General features: G+C 65.4%; 14 protein-coding genes. 7 read left to right on the forward strand and 7 right to left on the reverse strand.

Annotated elements, in window-relative coordinates:
• Positions 1-8: 8 nt before the first annotated feature.
• Positions 9-1,607 (forward strand): isocitrate lyase, encoded by a 1,599-nt coding sequence (locus LDN95_RS08570; RefSeq protein WP_226017243.1) that lies wholly within the window; start codon positions 9-11, stop codon positions 1,605-1,607.
• Between the two features lie 99 nt (positions 1,608-1,706).
• The gene (locus LDN95_RS08575; RefSeq protein WP_226017244.1) at positions 1,707-1,865 is read left to right on the forward strand and encodes a hypothetical protein; all 159 of its coding nucleotides are present in this window, start codon (positions 1,707-1,709) and stop codon (positions 1,863-1,865) included.
• 120 nt (positions 1,866-1,985) lie between these two features.
• Here the strand turns inward: LDN95_RS08575 and LDN95_RS08580 are convergent, their stop codons facing one another.
• Entirely contained in the window at positions 1,986-3,827 is a 1,842-nt protein-coding gene (locus tag LDN95_RS08580; protein ID WP_226017245.1) for a DUF885 family protein, read from the reverse strand.
• Between the two features lie 313 nt (positions 3,828-4,140).
• Between LDN95_RS08580 and LDN95_RS08585 the strand changes: the two genes are divergently transcribed.
• Together LDN95_RS08585 and LDN95_RS08590 are read left to right on the forward strand one after the other, a co-directional pair.
• Entirely contained in the window at positions 4,141-4,305 is a 165-nt protein-coding gene (locus LDN95_RS08585; RefSeq protein ID WP_226017246.1) for a hypothetical protein, read from the forward strand.
• Positions 4,306-4,345: 40 nt separating this feature from the next.
• Positions 4,346-5,038, forward strand: a complete 693-nt coding sequence (locus LDN95_RS08590; protein WP_226017247.1) for a glutamine amidotransferase — start codon at positions 4,346-4,348, stop codon at positions 5,036-5,038.
• Here LDN95_RS08590 and LDN95_RS08595 read toward each other — a convergent pair.
• The 3 genes from LDN95_RS08595 to LDN95_RS08605 form a co-directional block, all read right to left on the reverse strand.
• On the reverse strand, positions 5,035-6,195 hold the full coding sequence (locus LDN95_RS08595) for an aminotransferase (protein WP_226017248.1): 1,161 nt from the start codon (positions 6,193-6,195) through the stop codon (positions 5,035-5,037). The genes LDN95_RS08590 and LDN95_RS08595 overlap by 4 nt on opposite strands.
• Before the next feature lie 50 nt (positions 6,196-6,245).
• A complete protein-coding gene (locus tag LDN95_RS08600) occupies positions 6,246-7,508 on the reverse strand; it encodes an amidohydrolase family protein (RefSeq protein WP_226017249.1) in 1,263 nt (420 codons plus the stop codon).
• A 99-nt stretch (positions 7,509-7,607) separates the two neighbouring features.
• Positions 7,608-8,111, reverse strand: coding sequence for a MarR family winged helix-turn-helix transcriptional regulator (locus LDN95_RS08605; RefSeq protein ID WP_226017250.1), 504 nt, complete (start codon positions 8,109-8,111; stop codon positions 7,608-7,610).
• A 143-nt stretch (positions 8,112-8,254) separates the two neighbouring features.
• On the opposite strand from LDN95_RS08605, the gene LDN95_RS08610 reads away from it, so the two are divergent.
• Both LDN95_RS08610 and dctA read left to right on the forward strand, forming a co-directional pair.
• Complete coding sequence (locus LDN95_RS08610; protein WP_226017251.1) at positions 8,255-8,683, forward strand: organic hydroperoxide resistance protein; 429 nt, start codon at positions 8,255-8,257, stop codon at positions 8,681-8,683.
• Positions 8,684-8,791: 108 nt separating this feature from the next.
• Positions 8,792-10,087, forward strand: a complete 1,296-nt coding sequence (gene dctA / locus LDN95_RS08615) for a C4-dicarboxylate transporter DctA (protein WP_226017252.1) — start codon at positions 8,792-8,794, stop codon at positions 10,085-10,087.
• A 47-nt stretch (positions 10,088-10,134) separates the two neighbouring features.
• Here dctA and LDN95_RS08620 read toward each other — a convergent pair whose 3' ends face one another.
• The 3 genes from LDN95_RS08620 to LDN95_RS08630 form a co-directional block, all read right to left on the reverse strand.
• Positions 10,135-14,142 (reverse strand): non-ribosomal peptide synthetase, encoded by a 4,008-nt coding sequence (locus LDN95_RS08620; RefSeq protein ID WP_226017253.1) that lies wholly within the window; start codon positions 14,140-14,142, stop codon positions 10,135-10,137.
• A 129-nt stretch (positions 14,143-14,271) separates the two neighbouring features.
• Positions 14,272-15,078 (reverse strand): SDR family oxidoreductase, encoded by an 807-nt coding sequence (locus LDN95_RS08625; protein ID WP_226017254.1) that lies wholly within the window; start codon positions 15,076-15,078, stop codon positions 14,272-14,274.
• A gap of 2 nt (positions 15,079-15,080) precedes the next feature.
• The gene (locus tag LDN95_RS08630) at positions 15,081-16,220 is read right to left on the reverse strand and encodes an HlyD family secretion protein (RefSeq protein WP_226017255.1); all 1,140 of its coding nucleotides are present in this window, start codon (positions 16,218-16,220) and stop codon (positions 15,081-15,083) included.
• A gap of 72 nt (positions 16,221-16,292) precedes the next feature.
• On the opposite strand from LDN95_RS08630, the gene LDN95_RS08635 reads away from it, so the two are divergent.
• Positions 16,293-17,897 carry a DHA2 family efflux MFS transporter permease subunit gene (locus tag LDN95_RS08635; protein ID WP_226017256.1) on the forward strand — a complete coding sequence of 535 codons (1,605 nt, stop codon included), beginning with the start codon at positions 16,293-16,295 and terminating at the stop codon, positions 17,895-17,897.
• The last annotated feature ends 6 nt before the right edge of the window (positions 17,898-17,903 follow it).

Genomic DNA, 17,903 nt, shown 5'->3' on the forward strand with positions numbered 1-17,903 from the left:
GTTACGCCATGACCTACCAGCAGAAGATCGCCGAGGCCGACCAGGCCATCGCTCCCTTCCAGCAGACCTGGGACGGCATCGCCGCCGAATCGGTCGCGCGCATGCGTCTGCAGAACCGCTTTCACACCGGGCTCGATATCGCGAAGTATACCGCCGCGATCATGCGCCGCGACATGGCCGCATATGATGCCGATCCGGCCAACTACACCCAGTCGCTGGGTTGCTGGCACGGCTTCATCGGGCAGCAGAAGCTGATCTCGATCAAGAAGCACTTCGGCACCACCAAGGGCCGTTACCTGTACCTGTCGGGCTGGATGGTTGCCGCGCTGCGCAGCGACTTCGGCCCGCTGCCCGACCAGTCGATGCACGAAAAGACCAGCGTTCCCGCGCTGATCGAGGAACTCTACACCTTCCTCAAGCAGGCTGATGCCCGCGAACTGGGCGGCCTGTTCCGCGATCTCGATGCGGCGCGCAAGGCTGGCGATCAGGTCAAGTCGGCCAAGATCCAGCACACCATCGACAATTACGAAACCCACGTCGTGCCGATCATCGCGGATATCGACGCCGGTTTCGGCAATGCCGAAGCGACCTACCTTCTCGCCAAGAAGTTCATCGAAGCGGGCGCCTGCTGCATCCAGATCGAAAACCAGGTCTCGGACGAAAAGCAGTGCGGCCACCAGGACGGCAAGGTTACCGTCCCGCATGAAGACTTCATCGCCAAGATCCGTGCGGTTCGTTACGCCTTCCTCGAACTCGGCGTCGATGACGGCGTGATCGTGGCGCGCACCGACTCGCTGGGTGCCGGGCTGACCAAGCAGATCGCCTTCGTCAAGGAACCGGGCGATATCGCCGACCAGTACAACAGCTACCTCGACGTCGAGGAAGTCGACCTGACGCAGATCGGCCACGGCGACGTGATCATCAGCCGCGACGGCAAGCTGTTGAAGCCCAAGCGCCTGCCGTCCAACTTGTTCCAGTTCCGCGCCGGAACGGGCGAGGACCGCTGTGTGCTCGACTGCATCCACGCGCTGCAGAACGGGGCGGACCTGCTGTGGATCGAAACCGAAAAGCCGCACATCGGCCAGATCGGCGGCATGGTGAACCGCATCCGCGAAGTCATCCCGAACGCCAAGCTGGTCTACAACAACTCGCCCAGCTTCAACTGGACGCTGAACTTCCGCCAGCAGGTGTTCGATGCCTATGTCGCCGAAGGCAAGGACGTGTCGGCCTATGACCGCGCCCGTCTGATGAGCGTGGACTATGACGCCAGCGAACTGGCGATCGAGGCTGACGAGCGCATCCGCACCTTCCAGCGCGATGCAGCGGCGCAGGCTGGCATCTTCCACCACCTGATCACGTTGCCGACTTATCACACGGCTGCGCTCAGCACCGACAACCTCGCCAAGGAGTACTTCGGCGAACAGGGCATGCTGGGCTACGTCAAGGGCGTGCAGCGTCAGGAAATCCGGCAGGGCATCGCCTGCGTCCGCCACCAGAACATGGCCGGGTCGGACATCGGCGACGATCACAAGGAATACTTCGCCGGTGAAGCCGCGCTCAAGGCGGGCGGCGCTCACAACACGATGAATCAGTTTGCCGCAGCCTGATCTGCGACAGGGGACGCGGCCTGCAAACTGAACCTGCTGGCCGCCCCCACTACCCATTCGCGGCATCACGCCACGAAGGACCGAAGAAGGAGAATGACCATGGCTGAACCGGCACGCGCCCGCGCGGTCCTCTCGACCGAGGACTTCAAGCTGATCCGTGAAGCGGTACTGTTCTATCTCAAGGCGCACGAGGATGAGCCGGAATCGGTGAAATTCTCGCACCTTTACCACCGGCTTGGGAGCGCGATGGGCCGCTGAACCGGCCTATCGCCAACCCTATCGGGACTTTCCTGGGGAGGAAAGCGGCCCGCGGCGCTCACCGGCGTCGCGGGCCTTTTCCGTTTTGCAGCACCGAGCGGCTGCGAAGTTGTCGCGGTATCAGCGCCTTGCGGCAATCCACGCATCGACCTTGGTTTCAAGGATGGACAAGGGCAGCGAGCCCGATCCGATCAGCAGATCGTGGAACGAGCGGATATCGAACTTTCCGCCGAGTTCGTGTTCAGCCTTGTGGCGCAGCTCCATGATCTTGAGCATGCCGATCTTGTACCCCGTCGCCTGTCCCGGCAGCGTTATGTAGCGGCGGACTTCCGAACGTGCCTGATCGGGCGTCGCCCGGCCGCTGGCGATCATGTAGGCGACAGCCTTGTCCTCGTCCCAGCCCAGCGAATGGATGCCGGTATCGACCACCAAGCGTGCTGCGCGGAACACTTCGGCCTCCAAACGCATGAAGTCGCTCGCGCGGTCGGGATAGGCGCCCATTTCCTTGCACAGCGCTTCGGCATAAAGGCCCCAGCCTTCGCCAAACGCGACATAGCGCGTGGCCTGACGGAAGCGCGGCCCCGATGTCTGACCGATCTGGATATCACCCTGCATGACGTGGCCGGGCACGCCTTCGTGGCACATCAGATCGACGATCGCATCGGTCGACGGATCGCTCGTCTGACCTTGCAGGTGAACATAGACGCGCCCCGGCCGTGCGCCGTCAGCGCTGGGGCCAGCGGCATGGGCAGCTCCGCCCGCCACTTCGCTGAACGACGGCTCGCGGATCACTTCCATCGCGCGCGTCGGCAGGGTTCCGAAGAACTTGGGCAGCAAGGTTCGGTTGTGCGCTATCGTGGCGTTGGCCTTTTGCAGGTATTCGGCGCGTAGCGCATCGGTCCACGGCTGCGGCGGGTCGCGCCTCTCGCGGTCAGCATAATAGGCGATGCGGTCCTTGAACCCGGCCTCTTGCGCCAGCTTGTCCTGCTCGGCTTCGATCCTCTTCACTTCGTCCAGCCCGATCTGGTGGATCTGCGCGGCGGTAAGGTCGGTCGTCGTGTTGAGCTTGAGCGCTGCTGCGTACCAGTCCGCCCCGCCAGGCAGCGAGATCGCACCGACCCGGCCACTTGGCGCGGTCGGCAGTTCCCCTTGCGCCCAGGCGATCACCCGCTGGTAGGCCGGTTGGATCGACAGCAGCGCGGTCCGCGTATCGGCCAGCAATGTATCGGCCTGTTCCGCGGAGATCTTGCCCGCAGTCTGCAGCTTGTGGACTTTGGCCTGCGCATCGGCCCAGAGCGGCGAATCCTTGCCCGCGTCGAACGGAGCGCCGGTGATGATTGCCTGGCTGCCCGCGATCACCCGCTCGATCTGAAAGCGGGGCGCGTGCACGCCCTTAGCGTCGGCGACGCGGCTTTGCCCGATCGCCTCGTCCAGCACCGCCGGAATGGCCCGCAGCCGCGCCGCATAAGCGCGCATGTCGTCGGCATCCTTGACCGTGTGGGTGTTGATCAGGAAATCGGGCAGGCGCGAATGGACCGAATAGAGGAAGGAATAGAACGGCGGCGCATAGCCGCGATTGCGATAGGACAACTCGGCGCGATCGAGTTCCAGTGCCCAGATGTCATAGTTGGTCTGCGCCTCGGGCGTCAGTTTCGCCCGGTCGAACTGCGCCTTCATCCGCGCAACACTGGCGCGCCGCCATTCGAGCTGACGCAATGCGGCAGCATCGCTGATGTCGTCGAGCCGATCCTCTCCGGCCTTGTCGCCAAGATAAGTGGCGAGCTGCGGTTGCAGGCGCAGTTGCTCGGCAAACTGCGTGTCGAGGAAGGCATAGAGCCGCGCCGTCTCATTGTCTGTCTGAGCGGTTGGTGTTTGGGCAAGAGCGGGCGCAGGAGCAAAAGCTGCCGTCGTTGCCGACAGGAGCAAGGCCGCAGCGAACCGGCGTGACAAGCGTTCAGACAAGATTGTTTTCTCCAATTTTTCAGGGTTGTTAGCGGCCCGTTCAGTCTGCGCCAACAGCCGTTTGCCCCATTGCCGCACTACGAACCCGCACCGCCCGATCATCAAGCAAAACTTTGCGGGGTTCGAGTTTTTCTGAAAGGACAATTGCCAACCAAATTGGTAGAGAAGGGGCGTCGGGCGGAAGTTCCCTCTCCCGCTTCCGCCCGACCGCGGCTTTTGATCGATGCCAGCTTGCTCCGCGTAACCAACGGCTAAAGCGCACGCAATCCGGGCGTCCTCGCCAGATTCGTGTTCCGGCAAAGGAGGTACGAAGATGTCCAGGACTGCCAACCGTCGTTACACGCCCGCCAATGTCCACTTGCCGCGCATTCCCGCGCCCGGTCGCCTGCCGCACCCCTCCTGGCGGCTGGCTGGTGCGGCAGGCGATGCCGAAACGCCACTTTCCGCCGACGATTTCTGGAAGCGCCTTGGCCTTTAAAGGTGTTTTCCTGCAGCAGTGAATTGACCACGATAGCACCATGAAGTCCGCCCTGATCATCCGCCATGTGCCCTATGAAGGGGTCGCCGGGTACCGTGAGCCGATCGAGGCTGCGGGCTATCAGGTCGATCGGATCGATGTGTCGGACCCCGGTTTCGGGTGCATCGATCTGCGTGAGCCCGACTTGCTGATCATGATGGGTGGCCCGATGGGGGTCTATGAAACCGACCGGCACCCGTGGATCGCCTGCCAGATGCGGCGCCTCGCGCTGCGCCTTGAAGCCGACCGGCCGACGCTGGGGGTATGCTTCGGCGCGCAGATGGTGGCGGCAGCCTTGGGCGCGCGGGTCTTTCCGGGTGGGGCCAAGGAAGTCGGCTTTCATCCGGTAACGGTGCACGATACGCAGGGGCCGTTGCGCCATGTCGCCGATACGCCGGTGCTGCACTGGCATGGCGATACGTTCACTCTGCCGCATAACGTCGAACTTTTGGCATCGAGCCATGTCTACGATCATCAGGCATTTCGTCGGGGGGCCAATCTGCTGGCGCTTCAGTTCCATGCCGAAATGGGTGAGGATCCGCGCTTTGACGCATGGATCGAACAGTCACCCGATGATGTCGAGGCGGCAGGGCACACCCCCGATTCGCTGCGTGAAGCCCATGCGGCGCACGGTGCCCGCGCCGCTGCTGCGGGCCGCGCGATGATTGCGGAGTGGCTGCAGGGGCTCGATTAAAGCTCTGAGCGCCAGCGCGTGATGCGCTCGACCGCATCATTCAGCATGGCGGCGGGCTTGCAGTGGCACAACCGCAGGATATGGCGCGGCGCGGCCGGCCCTTCCCACAAGGCGGACAGCGGGATCGAGGCGACGCTTGCCTCGCGCACCAGCCGGTCGGCAAAAGTCGCATCGTCGATCGCGATGCCGCTAGCGGCCAGATCGATGCAGGTGAACCACGTCGCCAAGCCCGGCAGGACGGCAAGTCCGGCGCGGGCAAGTCCTTGGTTGAGTATGGCGCGCGTAGCCGCCCAATCATCGCGCAAACCTTGCACCAGTCCGTCGTCGGCCAGCGCCTCTGCCACCGCGTATTGCAGCATCGGCGGGGTGGTGAAGGTCAGGAACTGGTGCGCCTTGGCCGTCACCGCCGCCAGTTCGGGGGCGGCGACCATCCAGCCAACCTTCCATCCCGTAGCGCCAAAGATCTTGCCCGCAGAGCCGATCTTGATCGTGCGCCCAGCCATGCCGGGTTCGGCCAGCAGCGAGCGGTGCGGCTGGCCGTCGAAACGGACTTGCTCCCAAACCTCGTCGCAAATGGCGATCAGGTCGTGCGCTTGCGCGATCTGCGCCAGCAGCGCCAGTTCGGTGGCTGAGGCGACGGTGCCGGTCGGGTTGAGCGGATCGTTGAACACCAGCGCGCGGGTGCGCGGTGTGATCGCGGCCTCGATCGCGGTGCGTTCCAACTGCCAATGCGGCGGGCGCAAGTTGACGAACACCGGCACGCCGCCAGCCCGCCGAACCAGCGGTGCATAGGCATCGTAGGCGGGTTGGAACAGCAGCACCTCGTCACCCGCTGATACTACCGCAAGGATGGCGGCGGCCACCGCTTCGGTTGCGCCCGAGGTCACGATCACGTGGTCGCGGGTGAGTTCAAGGCCTTGCGTGCGGGCATAGAATGCGGAGACCGCGTCGCGCAGTTCGGGCACGCCAGCCATCGGCGGGTATTGTTGCGAGCGTTCGGCCATCGCGCGCGCCACCGCTGCGGTTAGCGCAAAGGGCGGCGGAGCATCGGGAAAACCTTGGCCCAGATTGATCGCGCCACTTGCGCGCGCCAGCCCCGACATATGTTCGAAGATCGTGGTCGGAAGGGCGGTGTAAACGGGGTTGAGCGCAGCCATCAGCCATGTCTAACCCGTTGGGCTGCGACGGGAAAGGTGGGACCGCGCGATCATTTGACGACAACGCCACCTTTCATCACCAGCGATACCGTGCGCAGCGCCGCCACATCGCGTGTCGGGTCGCCCGGCGTGGCGATCAGGTCAGCCAGCAGGCCTGCGCGGATGGCGCCCAGTTTGTCGGACAGGCGGAAGTGATGGGCGTTGCCCGAAGTCGCCGCGATCAGGACTTGCGCAGGCGCCATGCCGGCCGCCTGCATCAGCTCCATTTCGCGGACATTGGTGCCGTGCGCATAGACGCCGACATCGCCGCCCATGCAGATCGGTGTACCGGCTGCCAGCGCCAACCGGAACGCACGAACGCTTTCCTCGACCATCGCCGGGGCCGGGGTGCTGCCATTCCAGCCGCGATAGCGCGCGATGGCGTCGCCTGCGGCAAGCGTGGGGCAGAACGCGATACTCTTGTCCTTCATCGCGCGGAACAAGGCAGGCGTGCCTTCGTCGCCGTGTTCGATCGTGTCGACGCCCGCCGCGATCGCGCGGGCCATACCTTCGGCGGTGGTGGCGTGGACGGCGACCGGGCGCCCGGCATCGTGCGCGGCGGCGGTGGCGGCGGCTAGTTCCGCGGCGGTGAACGTGGCGCGGGTCGGCTCACCGGGCTGGTAGTGGTAATCGGCATAGAGCTTGATCACGTCGGCCCCGGCGGCGATTTGTAGGCGCACCGCGCTGACCACGCCATCGCTGCCGCTGGCCTCCTGCGCGCCCTGCGGCACCGTCACGCCGGGTTCGAACCCCTTCGGACCGTAGGCGCCGAGCGCCACGATCGCGCGGGTCGCGACCAGCAGGCGCGGTCCGGGCACGATCCCTTGCGCTATCGCCTGACGCAAGCCGACATCGGCAAAGCCCGCCCCCTCGGTGCCCAGGTCGCGCTCGGTGGTGAAGCCTGCCAGCAAGGTCGCGCGCGCCTGTGCGACTGCGCGCGCGGTGCGTAGCGCCAGCGCTTCATGGAGCACTTGGGTGTCCCATGGCACTTCGTTGTAGGGGTGCAGGAACAAGTGCCCATGTCCTTCGATCAGGCCGGGCAACAGCGTTTGCCCGGGCAAGTCGATGACCCTGGCATCGGCTGGAGCCTTGAGGTCAGGGCCGACCGCGATGATCTTTTCGCCATCGACCAGCACCTGCCAGCCTTGATGCGGCGCGGGATCGGTGCCGTCGAACACTTGCGCAGGGCGCAGCAGGATCGGCGCGGCGTGCACGGGACCAGCCCAAGCGGCAGCACATGCCAGCAACAGCGCGCGGATCGGATAGGGGATCATGGGTCAGGCTCCAGCGACGGGTCGTCGTGCAATCGTGGGGCACGATGGCGCTGCGCGTCAAACCCTTCGCTGGCGTTGGTCGATCAGGGACTTGGTCGTTCAGGGTAGGGCCTTGCGAAGAGTCTCGGCCAGCGAATCGAGCGTGCGGATGAGCTGGGGCAACTCGGCGAGATCCTGCTCGCTGGTGCCTGCGGCGGCAACCATGTCGGCGGGAACGCAGGCAATGTCTGCGGCCAGTGTCCGACCCTGCGCGCTCAGGCCGATGCGCACGACCCGCTCGTCGGCCTTGTCGCGTGTGCGCGTGACCAGTCCTGCTGCCTCAAGCCGCTTGAGCAACGGGGTCAGCGTGTTCGATTCGAGGAACAGCAACTCGCACAGTTCGCCCACCGTCCGGTCATCGCGCGCGCGCAGGGCAACGAGCACGAGGTATTGCGGATAGGTCAGTCCGAAGCGGTCAAGGACGTGCTTGTACAGCCGGTTGAACGCCAGTCCCGCAGCATAGATCGAAAAGCACACATAGTCTGCAAACGGGCCGACCGGTGCAGGCGGCGTGTCGGCGGACGCAGCGGCGGGAACCGAAGCGGAGGGTTGGGCGTTGTTCATGCGATGAAGATAAATCGTACACGATCAAATCGCAAGGGATTGACAGACTCGCATCGTCAATCTAGATAAATCGCACACGATCTAATCGTGCAGGATTTATATCGAGCCTACCCGAGGCTCCGACATCTCGAAAGGAAAGCATCATGGCAATTTCCCCCCTCTACACCACCAGCGCCACTGCCACCGGGGGCCGCGATGGCCGCACCCGCACCGCAGACGGCTCGATCGATGTCGGACTGGCCGTGCCCAAGGAAATGGGCGGCAACGGACAGGGTAACAATCCCGAGCAGTTGTTTGCCGCCGGCTATGCCGCGTGCTTCCTCAGCGCGATGAAGTTCGTGTCGACGCAGGACAAGAGCCTGGCGCGGGTTCCGGATGACGCCACGGTCACTGCCACTGTCGGCATCGGTCCGCGCGCCGAAGGCGGCTTTGGCCTGACCGTCGCGCTTTCTGCAAATGTGCCCGGAGTGGACAAGGCTGCGGCTGAAGCGCTGGTCGCCGCTGCGCATCAGGCTTGCCCTTACAGCAACGCCACGCGCGGCAACATCGACGTGCAACTGACTGTCGCCTGATCGCGTCGCCTGATCGTGGCGCCTGATCGTGGCGCCTGATCGTGGCGCCTGATCAGGCGCCTCAATCATCGATTGCGAGTGCGGCGGCGCGGATGCACAAGGCAGGGCATGACCCTGTTGCATCCCGCCGCCGAACCGCCTTCCGCGCTGCCCACATCCCGTCCCTCACGACTTTATGTGCTCGTGCTGCTTGCCATTGCCGCAGGCGTGGCGGTGGGTCATTTCGCGCCTTCTGCCGGAGAGGCGCTCAAGCCGCTGGGCGACCTGTTCGTCAAGCTGGTCAAGATGGTGATCGCGCCGGTCATCTTCCTGACATTGTCCACCGGCATCGCCGCGATGCGCGATCTGCGCGCGGTTGGCCGCGTGGCCGGGCGCGCCTTGCTGTATTTTGCGGTGGTATCGTCGCTGGCACTGGTGGTCGGTCTGGTGGTGGCCAATGTTGTCCAGCCGGGCGCGGGGCTGAACATCGATCCTGCCACCCTCGATGCTTCCAAGGTTGGCGAATATACCGCCAAGGCGCACGAGACGACCGTGATCGGCTTCGTCATGGCGATGGTGCCGGATACCTGGTTCTCTGCGCTGACCCAAGGCAACATCCTGCAAGTACTGGTGGTCGCGGTGCTGACCGGCATCGCGCTCGCGCAGGCAGGCGCGCCCGGCCAACGCGTGCTGGCGGTCATGGAGGACGCCTCGGCGGTGGTGTTCCGGCTGGTCGCATTGGTGATGCGTGCAGCGCCGATCGGGGCCTTCGGGGCGATGGCCTTCACCGTGGGCAAGTACGGGCTGGGCAGCCTTGCCAACCTGGCCGCGCTGGTGGCGACGTTCTACCTCACTTCGGCGCTGTTCGTTGTGGTCGTGCTGGGGCTGGTCGGCTGGTTGACCGGCTTCTCGATCCTGCGGCTGATCGCCTACTTGCGCGAGGAACTGCTGCTGGTGCTGGGTACGTCCTCGTCTGAAAGCGCTTTGCCAGCGCTGATCGAGAAGATGGAGCGCGCCGGTTGTCCCAAGGCGGTGGTCGGCTTGGTGGTGCCCACCGGCTACAGCTTCAATCTGGATGGGACCAATATCTACATGACGCTGGCGGCGCTGTTCATCGCGCAAGCCTGCAACGTTCACCTGACATTCGGGCAAGAGGCGCTGCTGCTGGGCGTGGCAATGCTCTCGTCAAAAGGCGCGGCAGGCATCACCGGCGCGGGCTTCATCACGCTGGCTGCAACGCTGTCGATCGTGCCGGCGGTGCCGGTGGCGGGCATGGCGCTGATCCTCGGGGTCGACCGGTTCATGTCCGAATGCCGCAGCCTGACCAACTTCATCGGCAATGCCGTCGCCACCATCGTCGTGGCCCGCTGGGAAGGGACGCTCGACCGCGCGCAATTGGACGCGGCGCTGACGGGCCGAACTTAGGGGGCCGAACTTAGCGGGCCTAGTTCACGCCGCCTAAGTTGCGGGGCCTAGGTTGCGGGGCCGAGGTATTCGCGGCCAGTCACGCGGGTGGGCACGCCTTGATACGCGACGCCGGGCAGCAGGTGTTCCTGCTTCATCACCACGCTGTGCGCGCCGACGTGTGCCCGTTCTCCGATCACGGCGCCATAAAGGGGCACTACCCCATGCGCAACGGTCGCGCCCGCGCGGATGCGAACCTTGTCGACCTTGAGCACACGATCTTCGAAAGTGTGCGCCTGAAACATTGCCGACACCGTGGCGCCATCGCCGACTTCGATCATGTCGGGATCGACGACCTGCGCGAACAACGGGCCGAGTACGGCGCGCTTGCCGATCTTCAGGCCCATGGCGCGCAGGAACTGCGGCAACAGGAACGTTCCGTCGAGCCGCCGCAGGATGGTCGTGGCATAGCGTGCCCATGCGACGTAGACGAAGTCCCAGCGGCTGCACCAGCATGACCACAAGGCGTGCTGGCCCGGTTTGACCCGGCCGATCAGGAGCCATTTCAACGCCAGTACCGCGCCGCACAGCACCACCAGCGGAAACAGCGTGGCCGACGGAATGACCACCAGATCGTATTCTGCCGGGCTCGTGTTTTGCGCTGCGCTGACCAGCCAGGCGTACCATTGCGCGCTCAACAGCAGCGGCAAGACGGGCAGGGCAAAGCGCAGTGCCTCCCAGAACACCCGGTTCCAGTAGCGGAGCGGGCCGGGATCGTGCGTCAGGCTGCGGTCGACTTCCACGACTTCGCGGCGGGGAAGGTCGAAACTGGGATGGCCGAAGCGCGACTGTCCTTGCGAGATCAGCATCGGGTCGGCCACGGTGGCGATGCCGATCAGGATGTCGGACGGCAGCGTGACGCCAGGCGGGATCACCGCGTGATTGCCAAGAAACGTGTTGCGCCCGAGCGTGACGTGCCCAAGCGTGGCGTGACCCTGCCTGACCCATGCGCCACCAAGATAGATGCCGTCGGCAAAGAACGTTCCTTCGCCGATCTCGACCAGTTCGGGCACGACGTCGAGGATCGTGCTGATCTCGCAATCGCGGCCCAGCTTCATCCCCGCCAGCCGCAACCAGCCGCGCCAGAACATCGTGCCGGTAAGCCATTCGCCCGAAACCGACAGCAGGCCGCTTTTCAGCCAGACGCGCAGGAAGGCGATGCTCCAGCGGTCTATCACGCCCGCCTCGACGCGGCCCATCAGGCGCATCACCACTGCCGTCCAAGCCAGCGTCAGCGGCAGGCCGAGCACGGTCCAGCCGATCATCAGCAGGGCGGTCCGGCTGGTCAGATCGGGGTGGTAGAACCACCGCCAGACCGCTTCGTAACCGACGCCCGCCAGCGCGAACGCAGCCAGCCCGGCAAGTTGTGCGGGCAGGGCGACGATCGCACCCAGCACGGCCTCGCTCAAAAAGACCAGCGCATCCCAAGCCAATGGCGACAGGCGGCGGCCGGGTTGATCAAGCGCGGGGGCAGGTTGCGACAGGCCGATTCGCCGCGCGGGCACGCCGTCCCACAACTCGCCTGCAGGAATGTTCTGACCGGGGTTGAGTACCGACAGCGCGGTCAGTTCCGCGCCCGCCCCGATGCTGCAGTGGCCCGAGACACCGGCGCGCACCTGCAATGTTGCCCCAGCCTCAAGCGTGATCGGTCCGATAACCAGATCGCCCCGGTCGAGTTCGGTCAGACTGATCTGCGCGCCTTGCCCGAGGGACACGTTATCGCCGATGTCGAGCAGATCCCAGCCTCCGCGCGCCAATTCGACATCGCGATGGATATGCACACCGCGTCCGATCCGGGCACCCAGCGCGCGCAGCGCGACCTGCTGCAACTGCGTACCCTGCAACAGCGGCCACGGCACCAGCCGCGCGGTTTGCTGCACGACCCAATGGCGCAGGTAATAGGCCGACCACACCGGCGTGCGGATCGCACGATAATGGCCGATGACCAGCCGCTTCACCGCAACCGCGACTACGATCGAGAACGGCACATAGGCGGCGGTCGCGACCAGTGCGAGCAGCGGCGCCAGCATGAGGAAAGGTACCAGCCCCATCCCGCCGTACAGCAGCGGCACGATGCGGAACGCGGCAAACCACGCCGCCCAGCCCGCCACGATGACTTCTCCGGCCAGCCAGCTCAGTTGGACCAGATTGGCCAGCCATGGCCGTGCCTGTCCTTCGCGCACAAGTTCGCGCGTCGGATCGGTCGCAGCGGCCGTGCCATCGGGCGCCAGCAGGGCGAGTGCGCGCGGGCTGCGCGCTTCGTAGATGTCGCTGACGGTGATCCATGCGGTGCGCGGATCGTCGCGCAGCAGGGTCACCAGCATGGCCGCACTGAGCGAATCGCCACCCAGATCGACGAAGAAGTCATCGGTCACCGAAACCACGTCGCGCCGCAGGATATCGGCATAACCGGCACTCAGCAGCGCTTCCATCGCGCTTGCGGGAGCAACCATATCGCGTTGCAGCGCGGTGCCGCCGGGGCCAAGCAGCGGCAATGCCTTGCGGTTCAGCTTGCCGCTGACCGAGGTTGGCAGTGCGTCAAGCAGCCCGATCCGGCCGGGCACCATGTAGGCAGGCAGGGTGGTAGCAAGAACGCTGCGCAGATCGTCCCCGGCGGGGGCAGACGTGGCGGTTTCGGGCACGATGAACGCGACGAGTTCCGCCGTCGCCCCTTCGCCCTGCAGTGTGCAGGCGGCAGCGCGCACGCCGTCGATGGCGGCAAGGCGCGCCTCGATCTCGCCCAGTTCGATGCGATAGCCGCGCAGCTTGACCTGCGCGTCGATGCGGCCGTGGTAGATCAGGTTGCCGTCGGCATCGTACTCGGCCAGATCGCCGGTGCGGTAGATCAGGCCAAGCTGTGGATGCACGACAAACTTCTCGGCGGTAAGCTCGGGCGCATTGCGATAGCCGCGCGCAAGTCCCGCACCGGCCATGCACAGTTCGCCCTGCACGCCGTCGGGCACTTGTTCGAGCGCGGCGTCGAGCACAAAAGCCGCCATGCCCGGCACCGCCTTGCCGATGGTGATCGGCCTGTCGGGCACGATGTCGCCGCGCACGCACGTGACCGCGCATTCGGTGGGACCGTAGCCGTTGACGAGCCGCCGCCCTGCGCCCCACAAGTCGGCGATATCGCGCGGCAGCGCCTCACCCCCGACATAGAGCAGGCGCAAAGCGGGTAGGGCTTTGGCCGGGTCGGTGCAGCCGGTCGCGCGCAGCAGAGTGGGGGGTGGGCACAGCACGGTTGCGCCTTCGTCGCGCAGCCAGCCGATCAGGTCGGGCCCAAGCCGGGCGGTGGCATCATCCATCACCAGCAGCCGCGCGCCCGAAGCGAATGCCAGCCAGGTTTCCTCGATCGATGAATCGTAGGCGGAGGACGAGCCTTGAACCACGCGATCGGCTTCGGTCAGCGCGAACTCCGCGATGTCCGACCGTATCAGATTGGCGATCTGGCCATGTTCGATCATCACGCCCTTGGGCTTGCCGGTGGTGCCCGAGGTGTAGATCACATACGCCAGCCGGTCATGTGCGAGCGCGAGTTTGGCCGGTGCGGGCGCGCTTTCGTGCGCCTGCGCAACAAGGCCAGCGACATCGAGCACCAGCCCGTCCGGCAGGGTGAGCCCGGCCAACCGCGCCATTCCGACAGCATCGGCAAGCACGGCGATGGGCGCGGCATCTTCGATGATCTCGCGCATCCGCTCGTCAGGAAAGCCCGGATCGAGGCAGGTATAAGCGCCGCCCGCCTTGAGCACGCCGAGTTGTGCGGCAAACAGCAGCGGTGACGTACGTGGGATGAGCAGGGCGACGATTGCCTCGCCACTGCCGATACGTGCGGCAAGATGCCCGGCCAGCGCATCCGACAGCGCGTCAAGCGCCGCGTAAGTCAGGGTCTGGCGTTCAGGTCGGCCGCGACCCGGCGGGATATCAAGCGCGATCTGATCGGGACAGCGTAGCGCCGTGGCGCGGAACAGATCCGGCAGCAGGAATTGCGTAAAGGGACGAGAATCGCTTGCGCTCATCCCGCCCCCCTAGAGTCCCAGCGTTTCGCGTCAATTCCGGCTGTGTCGGCAATGGTGGAGGATTCGCAGCGTCAAGCTGGGTCTGTTGATTTTGCTGGCCGATTTGTGCAGTCGCAATGGCCTTCGCGATTATGCTGTCGCGGCTGCAGCATAGCGTGCAGCAACGTCGCGCTTGGACAATTGCGGCCCCAGCGCCAAGCGCGCGGTCTGCATGGTCTCCCAATCGGCAAGGTCGGCGAGCGGCGGGATGGTGACCGTTTCGCCGCGATCGAGCCCGACCAGCGCAGCATCGACCAGATCATCGACCGCCATCACCATTTCGGAGGGGAAACTGTCGATGTCCTTGCCCGAGCGTTCCCAGATTTCGGTGCGGGTGGCGCCGGGAAGAACGGCTTGCACCTGTACGCCGCTCGAGGCCAGTTCCTGCGCAAGTCCTTGCGACAGGTTGAGGATGAAAGCCTTGGTGGCGCTGTAGGTCGCGTCGAAACTTTCGGGGATCAGTGCCAGCACCGAGGACAAGTTGATGATCGCGCCCGCGCCGGCCGCGCTCAGGCGGATGGCGGCAGCGCGGGCGAGCAGCGAGGGTGCGGTCACATTGAGTGCGATCAGCCGCGCCACTTCGGCTTCGGGCGAGGTGGTCAGCGTACCGGTAAGAGCCATGCCCGCGTTGTTCACTAGAATCCCGAGGTTCGGGGCGTCGGCGATAACCTGGGCGACCAGCGCGAGGTGGGCGGGATCGGTCAGGTCGGCGGGAAGGATATCGATCTTGCGCCCGGTCTCGGCGCGCAGGCGCTCTGCCAGAGCGGTGAGGCGTGCCGCATCGCGCGCGACAAGGATCAGGTCGTGGCCGCGCTTGGCAAGGCGGTCAGCATAGATCGCGCCGATGCCGGCGGATGCGCCGGTGACAAGCGCGGTCGAATGGGCGGGAATGGTCATGATCAATGCTCCTGCTTGCTGACGTTCACGGTGGCGGTAACGGAAAGTCCGGGGCGCAGCGCCGTCAGGCCCGGCTGGCCGCGATCTAGGCGGATGCGCACCGGCACGCGCTGGACGATCTTGGTGAAATTGCCGGTGCCCGGTTCAAATGGAAGTAGCGCAAAGGTTGACGCCGAACCCGGGGCAAGACTGTCCACCTGACCCGTCAGGGTGGTGCTGCCCAGCGCGTCGACCCGCACGGTGGCATGCTGGCCGGGGCGCATGTGGCGGGTCTGGGTTTCCTTGAAATTGGCGGTGACATAGATGCCGCCGAGCGGCACCAGCGTCAGCGCGCGCGTGCCCGGTTGCACATAGTCGCCCACCCGCAACTGGCGGTTGGCCACGACTCCGTCGACGGGTGCCGCGATAAGGGTATGGCGCAAGTCCTGCCCGGCCAGATCGAGCGCAGCGTGTGCCCGCGCTTCTCCAGCCTGTGCGCTTTCCAATGCCGCGCGCAAGTCGGCGCGCCTTGCCAGCGTGACCGCTGCCTGCCGCCGGGCCACGTCGAGTTCTGCGCGCGCGCGCGCCAGTCCCTGCTGTGCGCCGATGGCGGCGGTGCGATAGCCTTGCGCATCGCGTTCGGCCACCGCGCCGGTCGATACCAGCGCGGCATAGCGCCGATTGTCCGCGTCGGCATTGGTGGCTGAGGCTTCCCCTGCGCGAATCGTGGTCGCCGCCGCAGTGATCTGCGCTGCGGCTACCGCTTCTTCGCTACCTTGACGAGCAAGTGCGGCTTGGGCGGCGGCAACGGCCGCGCGGGCATTGGCCAGATCGGCCTGCGCGGCGGCGTGGCGCGCGGAAAACTCTTCCGCATCGATCCTGAGCAGAGGCTGCCCGGCACGAACCGACTGGTTCTCCGCCACCAGTACCTGACTGACAAAGCCCTTCACGCGCGGGGCGACCGTTGTCGAATCGGCCGCCAGATAGGCGTCGTCGGTCGATTGGCTGGCTGGTTCCGCCAATATCCAGACGGCCCCGGCACCCGCAACAAGCAGCGCCACACCGGCAGCAAGCGTGCCACGCCCGATCCGACGGCGAGCTGCGGGCGCCTCGTCATTCGCGGTTTCGGTTCGATGTGCGGTGTCTGGGGCATCTTGCGCCATGGGAAAGCCTCTTGCTGCAATGACGATCATCATATATATGTCGTCCATCATATGTCTAGAGGGATATTTCCGATGCGCCTGACCCGGTTGTCCGCGCTTGGCCAAGATTGGTCCGCCGACCCAGAGGCGATGCCCACGCCGCGCAAATTCCTGATTTTCGGACTGATGGCGTTTGGTCAGTTTCTCGCCCTGTTCGACATTCAGATCGTGTCCGCTTCGCAGCGCGATGTTGCTGCCGGGCTGGCGGCGGGCGGGGACGAGATCAGTTGGGTGCAGACCGCCTATCTGATGGCGGAACTGGTGATGATCCCGCTGTCGGGCTTTCTGGCGCGTGCCTTGTCCACCCGCTGGCTGTTCGTCGCGTCCTGCGCGATGTTCACGCTGTCCAGTCTGCTGTGCGGCCTGTCATGGTCGATCGGCTCGATGATCGCTTTCCGCGCCCTGCAGGGCTTTACCGGCGGGGCGATGGTGCCGCTGGTGTTCGCAGTGGGGTTCCGGCTGTTCACCGGCAAGGAGCGGGCGCTGATCCCCGCCATCCTCGGCACGGTCAGCGTGCTGGCGCCCGCGCTCGGACCGTCGGCCGGGGGGCTGATCACCGAAGCGCTCGACTGGCGCTGGCTGTTCTTCGTCAATGTGCTGCCCGGCCTTGCCATCGCGTCGGCCTGCGCGGTCCTGCTGCGCATCGATCATGCCGATCCGGCGATGCTGCGCCGGATCGACTGGCCGCATTTCGTGTCGATGGCGGTGTTTCTGGCGGGCCTTGAGTACGTGCTTGAAGAAGGGCCGCGCCACGACTGGCTGGGGGACCAGACCATCGCGATCGCCGCCTGGACAGCGCTTGTCGGCTTCGTTCTGTTCATGGAGCGAGCGCTGTTTTCGCCGAGCCCGGTAGTCTCTTTGCGCCCGTTCCGCCGACCGCTGTTCGCCTTTGCCTGCTTGTTCAACCTGGTAATCGGCTTTGGCATGTACGCCTCGATCTACCTTGTGCCGGTCTATCTGGCGCAAGTGCGCGGCTTCAGCGCGCTGCAGATCGGACAGACGGTGTTCGTGGTTGGCGCGGCGCAACTGGCCTCGACCGTGGTGGCTGCCAGCCTGTCGCAGCGGATCGATGTGCGCTGGATGATCGCGGTCGGCCTTTCGCTGTTTGCCTACAGCCTGTGGATGACGTCCTCGATCACCAGTCAGTGGGGCTTTTATGAACTGCTGATGCCGCAGCTGGTGCGCGGATTTGCCCTGATGTTGTGCATCGTGCCTGCGGTGAACATGGCGTTGAGCGGGGTTGCGCCGCAGGATCTTGGCGCGGCCTCGGGTCTGTTCAACCTGATGCGCAATCTGGGCGGGGCGATCGGTATCGCCGTGGTCAACAGCTGGCTGATGGACGACACGCGCATTGCCGCTGCGCGCCTGTCCGAGGCGCTTGGCCATTCGGGCCGCGCCGCAGGCGATGCGCTGTCCACGCTGGCCGCGCGAATGAGCACGGTCAGCCCCGATCCTGACCACGCCAGCGCGCTCGCTTCGGCCACGCTGGGCCGACTGGTCGGGCGCGAGGCGCTGGCCATGGGCTTTGACGACGTTTTCCGCGTGATGGCGTGGATGTTCATCGGCGCGCTCGTGCTCGTGCCCTTTTGCAGGCTGATGCCCGGAGCGCCACCGCCGCCGCCCGATGCGGCTCATTGATGGAGA

This window comes from Novosphingobium sp. FKTRR1, from assembly GCF_020404405.1.
Taxonomy (GTDB): Bacteria; Pseudomonadota; Alphaproteobacteria; order Sphingomonadales; family Sphingomonadaceae; genus Novosphingobium.

Coding starts and splice junctions, on each gene's coding strand:
- LDN95_RS08625 (WP_226017254.1), bottom strand. CDS start 15,078: ATGACCATTCCCGCCCATTCGACCGCGCTTGTCACCGGCGCATCCGCC.
- LDN95_RS08600 (WP_226017249.1), bottom strand. CDS start 7,508: ATGATCCCCTATCCGATCCGCGCGCTGTTGCTGGCATGTGCTGCCGCT.
- LDN95_RS08590 (WP_226017247.1), top strand. CDS start 4,346: ATGAAGTCCGCCCTGATCATCCGCCATGTGCCCTATGAAGGGGTCGCC.
- LDN95_RS08575 (WP_226017244.1), top strand. CDS start 1,707: ATGGCTGAACCGGCACGCGCCCGCGCGGTCCTCTCGACCGAGGACTTC.
- LDN95_RS08630 (WP_226017255.1), bottom strand. CDS start 16,220: ATGGCGCAAGATGCCCCAGACACCGCACATCGAACCGAAACCGCGAAT.
- LDN95_RS08610 (WP_226017251.1), top strand. CDS start 8,255: ATGGCAATTTCCCCCCTCTACACCACCAGCGCCACTGCCACCGGGGGC.
- dctA (WP_226017252.1), top strand. CDS start 8,792: ATGACCCTGTTGCATCCCGCCGCCGAACCGCCTTCCGCGCTGCCCACA.
- LDN95_RS08620 (WP_226017253.1), bottom strand. CDS start 14,142: ATGAGCGCAAGCGATTCTCGTCCCTTTACGCAATTCCTGCTGCCGGAT.
- LDN95_RS08570 (WP_226017243.1), top strand. CDS start 9: ATGACCTACCAGCAGAAGATCGCCGAGGCCGACCAGGCCATCGCTCCC.
- LDN95_RS08595 (WP_226017248.1), bottom strand. CDS start 6,195: ATGGCTGCGCTCAACCCCGTTTACACCGCCCTTCCGACCACGATCTTC.
- LDN95_RS08635 (WP_226017256.1), top strand. CDS start 16,293: ATGCGCCTGACCCGGTTGTCCGCGCTTGGCCAAGATTGGTCCGCCGAC.
- LDN95_RS08605 (WP_226017250.1), bottom strand. CDS start 8,111: ATGAACAACGCCCAACCCTCCGCTTCGGTTCCCGCCGCTGCGTCCGCC.
- LDN95_RS08585 (WP_226017246.1), top strand. CDS start 4,141: ATGTCCAGGACTGCCAACCGTCGTTACACGCCCGCCAATGTCCACTTG.